This window comes from Fundidesulfovibrio sp., assembly GCF_058402725.1.
This window is the reverse complement of record NZ_JBZVFJ010000171.1, coordinates 1-6,209: the sequence shown is the minus strand read 5'-3', so window position 1 is coordinate 6,209 and position 6,209 is coordinate 1. Positions and strand designations below refer to the sequence as shown.

The following is a 6,209-nucleotide window of genomic DNA, read 5'->3' as shown; positions in this document are numbered from 1 at the left end:
GTGCGATAGGGGGTGGCGGTGGCGCCGTACAGCAGCGCACCAGCCATCGCCTCGGCGACGCGCACCCACTGGTCGGCGACGGCATGGTGGGCTTCATCGACAATCGCCAGCCGCAGGTTCAGCAGCCAGCGCGCGGTATCGCGGCAGCCGGCGGCCAGGCGCGCGACCAGGGTGGCAATGCTGGCGACGTGGACCTTGTGGCTGGTGACGACGTGGCCGGGGGCGATGACGCCATAGACGGCGCCGGCATCGTCCAGGGCGCGGCAGGCTTGCTCCAGCAGCTCGTCGCGATGGACGAGCACGCCGACATCCCAGCCGGCATGGCGGACGACGTAATCGGCGACCGAGGCGAACACGGTGGTCTTGCCGCCGCCGGTGGCGCAGACGTGCAGCGGGTTCTGGCCCCGCTGGAGGCACGCGAGCACGGCCTTCTTGTCGCGCTCCTGATAGGGGCGCAGGGCTTTCACAGCAGGCATGGCTGCATGGGCTCCAGAACAATCTCAGTACGCGGATTGACCTTGTCGAGCGCCCAGTACAGGTGCATCTCGCGCACCTGGCGGTCGTTCTCGTAGACGCGGCCCTGAAGGACATCGAGGATCAGCGATGGGTCGAGGTCGGGGCGACGGCTGGCGTAATGGATGCGGATGTACGCCACCAAATCGCCGGCCATCAGGGGGTGCCGGACGGGCACCTGCTTCTCAGCAGATGCCCACCAGGCGCGCGCCTTGTCGCTTTTGATGAAGGCCGGCCGGCCCTTGATCAGGACCAGCTTGCGGGAGTTGGCCTTGCTGGCGACTTCGCCGAGAATGACGATGCTGACGCGCTTTCCCCCCTTGGACATGGCCTGGCCTCAGTGGACGGGGAAGGCCGGGCGGCTGGCGCCCAGCTCGGCCGAGGCGGTGGCGTCGTGGTATTCGACGCCATCGATCACCGTGACGCCGGCCGCCGGCTCGGCCGCCTTGCGGGCGCGGGACTTGCGCGGCAGGGTCACCACATCGGCGCCGCTGGCGCTGGCCTCGCGCTCGGCGTTGCCCTTGTTCCAGCCGTTCGCCCACAGCTTGGCCTGCACGCCCCCATTCCCGTTCTTGGCGTGCGGGTTGTCGTCCAGCGCCACGCCCTCCAGCGCGGCGGTGCGGCCGGCTTGGAAGATGTGACCGGCGGCGGCGAACTCGGAATCGTCGGCGGTGGTGGTCAGCGGGGCCTGGGCGTCGGCCAGCACCTCGGGCTCGTCGTCCTTGGGCTCGCCGCCCGGGCCGCCCTTGCCGACGGCGTCAACCGGGGCCGGGCCGCTCTCGCGCGGCTCCTCGGAATCGGCCTCGCCGGCCAGCTCGCGGGGCTCGTCGTCGGTTTCATCCTCGTCCTCGTTGGCGTCGGTATCGGCCTTGCCACCCTTCAGGGTCTCGACCTGGCCGAAGGCGGCCAGCAGGTCCAGGGTCTCGCCGGACGACAGAGCCTGGAAGGCCCGGCGCAGGTTCTCGCGGATGCGCTCGGCGTCGGCCTCGTTCTCGGCCGCCTCGGCAATCTGCTCGCGGATGAAGATCAGGAAGAACGGCTTGAGGTCGGCCTGGTCGGTGCCAGTTTCCGCCTTCAGCGTGCGCCACGCCTTGGTGATGGCGTCGGCCAGCGGCTTGATATGCTCGGCCTTCTTGGCCTCGACCTGCTGCATCAGGCCGTAGATGGCGGGGAAAGCCGCCTGGATCTTCTGTTGCTTCTGTTCCTCGCTGAGGCAGTACTGCGCCTCGCTGGTCTTGCGGCGACGTGCCATGTCAGTGGTCTCCGGTGTGGTGGTGGTGAAGGAACCAGGCACCGGCGACGGCTCGATGGGCCGAGTACGGCGCAAGTGCTCCAGGTAGGCCGAGAGGTCGTCGGCCATTTCGTTGCAGGCCGTGGTCTCGCGGACGATCCAGTCGTCCCAAACCATTTCCTGCTCGACGAAAGGGGCGGCGGCCGGCGGGGAGGAGGCGCCGGCCGCCTGACGCGGGGCGGTGGACTTCCGGGGCCGCCCCTGCGTGTTGGCGATGAGAATGCTGAAGACCACGGCTCAGTCCTTTTCGGCCAGGGTCTTCATGGCCGCGACCAGCTTGCGCATGCGCTCGACCAGCGATTGCCGCGACACCCCGACGGTCACCCACCCCAGTACGGCGATACGCCAGACACCGTCGCTCCACCGAGAGACGCCGCGCCAGGAATGGGCTTCCAGCAGAATGGTCATTGTTCCTCCAGGGTCTTGATGATGGAGGCCAGCGCGTCGCGCTGTGCCGGGGTCAGGCCGACACCGCTTGGCTTGCGCCCGGCCAGGGCGCACACCGCGTCGAACACCTCGTCGAACTCGGCGCACAGGCGGATCAGCTCGGCGGCCCGGGGCGCGGTCTCGCCCTGCAGCCAGTCCTCGGCGGCCCGGGGCGATGCGTCCACACGGGCCGCGATGTCCTTGGCGGCATGGCGGGTGCGGTCGAAGCGTTGACGAAGGGCGGCCGAGATGCGTGCCGCCACGTCATGGGCGGTCACTGCGGCCATAGGATTACTTTCGTACATTTTTCCGGGACGTTTGCGCATGGAAGTGCACTCCGAACAGCGCGATGGTGGTGCCGTTCGGAGGAAAAACCCCGGTGGGTGTCATGGATCGTCAGAGGGAAAGCATCGGGGTGGTTGCCGCTCGTGTGGTGGCGAGAGCAGCCGGAAGACGCTTCCGAAAAGGCAGGGTGGGCCGGCGTCAGGCAAAGCGCCGGCCCATTCGCCACCGCCCCATCCGTCAACGGAATTCCCGCGGCGACGAACGGTTCATGGCCTTGGCTGATCGCTTCCCCCCTGGGCATGGTTAGCCCCCATGCCCGATGGCGGGGGATGACTCGACGCCCGCCCCCGCCGCTCCTACAGTGGCTTTGTCACAACCCACCGTGGAGGATTCTCCATGTCGAATGATGATCTCTTCGGACGGTTCCCAGGTGGCCGCCCAGCGACACACAGCGCCCATATCCCGTGCGACTGCTGCGGTCATCAGGTCCAGGTATTCTCCGGGAACTTCAGCGATCGCTCGGCTGAACGGCCCCTCGTCTGCTCCGGCTGCGGCGCATCGCTCGAAATGCACCGACAATCGATCCGTGATTTCTTTTCCCGCGAGCAGGATCTTGCGGCGGATCATCACGTCCACGGACCGATCCTTGACTAAGCCCAGCATCCAGCGGCGGGCGTCATGATGGTCGTCATACGGGATGGTCATGGCGTCAGGGGGAAGAGGTGAACCATGTACACCGCAAGAATACTGGCGCTGACCACCTTCATGGTCGAGTTGGTCGACCGCCTGATGAGCAAGGGCGTCCTCACGCCCGAGGACCACGCCGTCATCACGGAACACAGTCTTGCCTTGCTCGACGGGGTGGACGCCCCCGAGGCCAGGGCCGCCGCCGACCAGCTTATCAAGCTGTTCCCCGGACAGTTCCGGGGCGCAGAAGGCGAGGATACGACGGCGCTTCTCCGCCAGTTCCTCGGGGGTGAGGGTGCAGGCGGCGATTAAGCGGCGCTTCCGCTCTTGTTCGGCGGCGGTGAGCGGGATGGTCATGGAGCGGCTCCCGTGGAGGGAGCCGAGTCACCATGCTGGTGAGCGGTCGCCGTGCTGCTGGGCGGCGGGAAAAGGTCGGGACGAAGCGCGTGCTTCGGGACGACGCCCTCCGTAGCCGTGTCAATGAGGATGGCGGCCTCGGCAGACACCCGCTCGGAGTTGAGCCAGTGCCATACGTGGCCCTGTTTCTTTCCGCATCGCTTCGCCAGCGCGCTCTGGCTGCCGACGGTTTTGATGGCTTGTTGGACGAGTTCGTTGCTCATGCCCGAACAGTACAAGTAAATTTGTAGAATGGCAACAAGAACGTTTGTTGAGACGCGGAACAAGCGCGTTTGTACCGTAGTGCCCATGAGCGTGATCGGAGACAGAACGCGCCAGCGCCGCCAGGAACTAGGGCTCAGTCAGCCCGAGCTGGCCGAGCGTATTGGGTGCAAGCAGCAATCCATCGACCAGTTGGAACGTGGCGAGGTGCTGCGCCCCCGCTACCTGCTCGAACTGGCGCACGCCCTTGACGCCACACCGCAATGGCTGCAAGGCAAGACAGATACCGTGCGCGCGCCCGTTAAGCCGGAACACCAGAGCGTCGATATCCTGCGCATCCCTGTTTTCGACCTCGCGCTTTCTGCCGGGCCGGGAGTCTGGTGCGAAGAAGACCCGCAACCGGCCTACTTGGAACCATTCGATCCCAGGTGGTTGAAGCGACTGACCAATTCACCGCCCGACCGGCTGATACTGGTGCATGTCTCCGGCGATAGCATGGAACCGACGCTGCATGATGGAGACCAGATCCTGATCGACCGGATGGTGGACCGCATTACCCGCGACGGCATCTATGGTCTGCGCCTGGGTGCCGACCTGCTGGTGAAGCGGGTGACGGTGGACCCAAGGTCTGGACGCTTCACCATCTCCAGCGACAATCCGCGATACGACACATACCGCGACGTGGCCGCCGGGGAAGTGCGCATCATCGGCCGAGTTATTTGGCTGGGGAGGCGGGTGTGACTGATACGGAAAAATGGATTGGCCGGTACTTCAAGTCGATAGCTTGGTATTTTTTCGCCTTCATTCTCCCGCTAAAGCTTTACGTTGACGTTGATGATGGCGTGTTCGGGCGGTCTTACTGGTGGTCCGTCGCGGTAGTGGCTGTTTTTGGCTGGGCTTCATTTTCTGCTTATGTGAACTGCAAGCCGCAACCTGCGGCCATGACAGGACGCACGCCTAACTGGAATAAAAATGCCGTGCTGGTTGAGTTTTCCTGGAGGCTGGCCCAAGCGGTGATCCTCCTTATCCCGGCGGTATCAGCAGTTCTTATTCTGCGCGGCGCGCCGTGGTAAATGGAAGGAGAGGAGAATGATTAAGCGCGTAGCCCAGGTCGTCGCCATCGTTGTTGCTGCGTCTGGATGTCAGGCAGCCGTCTATGGCACGGCGTCGGACTTCAACAAGATTTCCTTGGGGATGTCGAAGGCCCAGGTGGTTCAGATTCTGGGCGAGCCCGTGTCAGTAAGTGCAGATGCCGACCGGGGCGAGGAGCAACTTATCTATAAGCGCATGAAGCACGCCATTTCCGAGTGGCCCCGCACCTACGCCGTCACCTTCCGTGAAGGCAAGGTGGTGCGCTACGGCGAGCAGTACCAAGAAACGAACGTAAACCATTACTGACAGCTGATATCCAGCCCCCCAACCCCGCCCGCTCCGGTAGGCGGGTTTTCTCATGCCCGAACCTACAAACAAATTTGTTGACGAGCGTACAAGTAAATTTGTAGCATTCTCCTTGTCACCCGTTCACACCGGCTGACACGCAGGGCACCGGCTCAGATTGCCGGAAAGAGGCCGGGGGATAGTCCCCCGGCGCCTTGCGGAAAGGGGGGCGAGCATGGCCTACACCGACCGCGATCTCCTTGAGCTGCGTTACGACGGCCCGATTCCGGCCGACGCCGCCATCCCGACATTTTCGATGCCGGCCGATCCCCTCGGCCTCGACCGCATGCGCCGTGACCTGGAATTCGCCGCCCAGCAGAACCGCACGATGGCGTGGCAGCTCCTGCGTTCGGCCAAAAGATGCAAGGCGTTCGGCGTGGCAAAGCAAGACCCCGCCGAGCGTCGGCGCCACCGCCAGACGGTTGCCGGAACCATCGACGACATCCGCCGGGCGCGCGGCATGGCGGCAGTCCTGCGTGCCGAGGCCCGCAAAATCACCCTCCAGCTCACGGCGATGATGGACGCCGCCGCTGCCTCGCGCGCCGCGGCCGAATAGGGGAGGCGATCATGACGATTCTAACCCTGTGCTTCCGCGACGGCTGCCCGCTCGGCCTCTCGTGCTTGCGTAACCGGGCCAACACCACACCCGGTTTCCGCCAATCCTGGGCCTCCTTCGGGCCTCCGGTTCATGGTTGGTGCGAACACTACATCCTGGTGTCCGCAGCGGTTCTGACCGCCGCCGAGCAGGCCAGCCTGGAGGCCAACCGCCAGTTCCTGGAGCGCCTGTGATGTGGGCGCTTCGCCGTCTGTTCGGCCTCTTGCGCGGCCGTCGCCGCCGCCGGGCCGCCGAAACCATCACCAACATTCGCCTTTGGAGAACCTTATGACCACCGACATCGTGTCCATCCCCCGGGGCCTGATCCGCACCGTGATCGCCGCCCTGCAAGCCGTG

At 65.1% G+C, this 6,209-nt stretch carries 12 protein-coding genes; 5 read left to right on the top strand and 7 right to left on the bottom strand.

Going from position 1 to position 6,209, the window contains the following annotated elements:
- From ACV4UX_RS16460 to ACV4UX_RS16430, 7 genes are all read right to left on the bottom strand, one after another.
- Positions 1 to 467: DEAD/DEAH box helicase family protein (locus tag ACV4UX_RS16460; protein ID WP_491594370.1), on the bottom strand; the 467-nt coding region annotated here is incomplete at its 3' end.
- Complete coding sequence (locus tag ACV4UX_RS16455) at positions 464 to 841, bottom strand: RusA family crossover junction endodeoxyribonuclease (RefSeq protein ID WP_491594369.1); 378 nt, start codon at positions 839 to 841, stop codon at positions 464 to 466. The genes ACV4UX_RS16455 and ACV4UX_RS16460, both read right to left, overlap by 4 nt.
- A 9-nt stretch (positions 842 to 850) precedes the next feature.
- A complete protein-coding gene (locus ACV4UX_RS16450; RefSeq protein ID WP_491594368.1) occupies positions 851 to 2,038 on the bottom strand; it encodes a hypothetical protein in 1,188 nt (395 codons plus the stop codon).
- Positions 2,039 to 2,041: 3 nt separating this feature from the next.
- Positions 2,042 to 2,212 (bottom strand): hypothetical protein, encoded by a 171-nt coding sequence (locus tag ACV4UX_RS16445; RefSeq protein WP_491594367.1) that lies wholly within the window; start codon positions 2,210 to 2,212, stop codon positions 2,042 to 2,044.
- Positions 2,209 to 2,508: a hypothetical protein gene (locus ACV4UX_RS16440; RefSeq protein WP_491594366.1), complete on the bottom strand. Its 300-nt coding sequence runs from the start codon at positions 2,506 to 2,508 to the stop codon at positions 2,209 to 2,211. The genes ACV4UX_RS16445 and ACV4UX_RS16440 overlap by 4 nt, the downstream gene beginning before the upstream one ends.
- A gap of 310 nt (positions 2,509 to 2,818) precedes the next feature.
- Entirely contained in the window at positions 2,819 to 3,559 is a 741-nt protein-coding gene (locus ACV4UX_RS16435; protein ID WP_491594365.1) for a hypothetical protein, read from the bottom strand.
- Complete coding sequence (locus ACV4UX_RS16430; RefSeq protein ID WP_491594364.1) at positions 3,556 to 3,822, bottom strand: transcriptional regulator; 267 nt, start codon at positions 3,820 to 3,822, stop codon at positions 3,556 to 3,558. Before ACV4UX_RS16430 ends, ACV4UX_RS16435 begins: the two co-directional genes overlap by 4 nt.
- An 85-nt stretch (positions 3,823 to 3,907) precedes the next feature.
- Between ACV4UX_RS16430 and ACV4UX_RS16425 the strand changes: the two genes are divergently transcribed.
- The 5 genes from ACV4UX_RS16425 (at position 3,908) to ACV4UX_RS16405 (ending at position 6,046) form a co-directional block, all read left to right on the top strand.
- The gene (locus tag ACV4UX_RS16425) at positions 3,908 to 4,561 is read left to right on the top strand and encodes an XRE family transcriptional regulator (RefSeq protein WP_491594363.1); all 654 of its coding nucleotides are present in this window, start codon (positions 3,908 to 3,910) and stop codon (positions 4,559 to 4,561) included.
- Positions 4,558 to 4,893, top strand: coding sequence for a hypothetical protein (locus ACV4UX_RS16420; RefSeq protein ID WP_491594362.1), 336 nt, complete (start codon positions 4,558 to 4,560; stop codon positions 4,891 to 4,893). Before ACV4UX_RS16425 ends, ACV4UX_RS16420 begins: the two co-directional genes overlap by 4 nt.
- A gap of 16 nt (positions 4,894 to 4,909) precedes the next feature.
- Positions 4,910 to 5,218 carry an outer membrane protein assembly factor BamE domain-containing protein gene (gene bamE, locus ACV4UX_RS16415; protein ID WP_491594361.1) on the top strand — a complete coding sequence of 103 codons (309 nt, stop codon included), beginning with the start codon at positions 4,910 to 4,912 and terminating at the stop codon, positions 5,216 to 5,218.
- A gap of 214 nt (positions 5,219 to 5,432) precedes the next feature.
- Complete coding sequence (locus ACV4UX_RS16410; RefSeq protein WP_491594360.1) at positions 5,433 to 5,813, top strand: hypothetical protein; 381 nt, start codon at positions 5,433 to 5,435, stop codon at positions 5,811 to 5,813.
- A gap of 11 nt (positions 5,814 to 5,824) precedes the next feature.
- Positions 5,825 to 6,046 carry a hypothetical protein gene (locus ACV4UX_RS16405; RefSeq protein ID WP_491594359.1) on the top strand — a complete coding sequence of 74 codons (222 nt, stop codon included), beginning with the start codon at positions 5,825 to 5,827 and terminating at the stop codon, positions 6,044 to 6,046.
- The last annotated feature ends 163 nt before the right edge of the window (positions 6,047 to 6,209 follow it).

Bases quoted from the DNA above. Each gene is read 5' to 3' on its own strand.
- ACV4UX_RS16425 (WP_491594363.1), top strand. From the start codon at position 3,908: ATGAGCGTGATCGGAGACAGAACGCGCCAGCGCCGCCAGGAACTAGGG.
- ACV4UX_RS16405 (WP_491594359.1), top strand. From the start codon at position 5,825: ATGACGATTCTAACCCTGTGCTTCCGCGACGGCTGCCCGCTCGGCCTC.
- ACV4UX_RS16410 (WP_491594360.1), top strand. From the start codon at position 5,433: ATGGCCTACACCGACCGCGATCTCCTTGAGCTGCGTTACGACGGCCCG.
- ACV4UX_RS16455 (WP_491594369.1), bottom strand. From the start codon at position 841: ATGTCCAAGGGGGGAAAGCGCGTCAGCATCGTCATTCTCGGCGAAGTC.
- ACV4UX_RS16430 (WP_491594364.1), bottom strand. From the start codon at position 3,822: ATGAGCAACGAACTCGTCCAACAAGCCATCAAAACCGTCGGCAGCCAG.
- ACV4UX_RS16435 (WP_491594365.1), bottom strand. From the start codon at position 3,559: ATGACCATCCCGCTCACCGCCGCCGAACAAGAGCGGAAGCGCCGCTTA.
- ACV4UX_RS16445 (WP_491594367.1), bottom strand. From the start codon at position 2,212: ATGACCATTCTGCTGGAAGCCCATTCCTGGCGCGGCGTCTCTCGGTGG.
- bamE (WP_491594361.1), top strand. From the start codon at position 4,910: ATGATTAAGCGCGTAGCCCAGGTCGTCGCCATCGTTGTTGCTGCGTCT.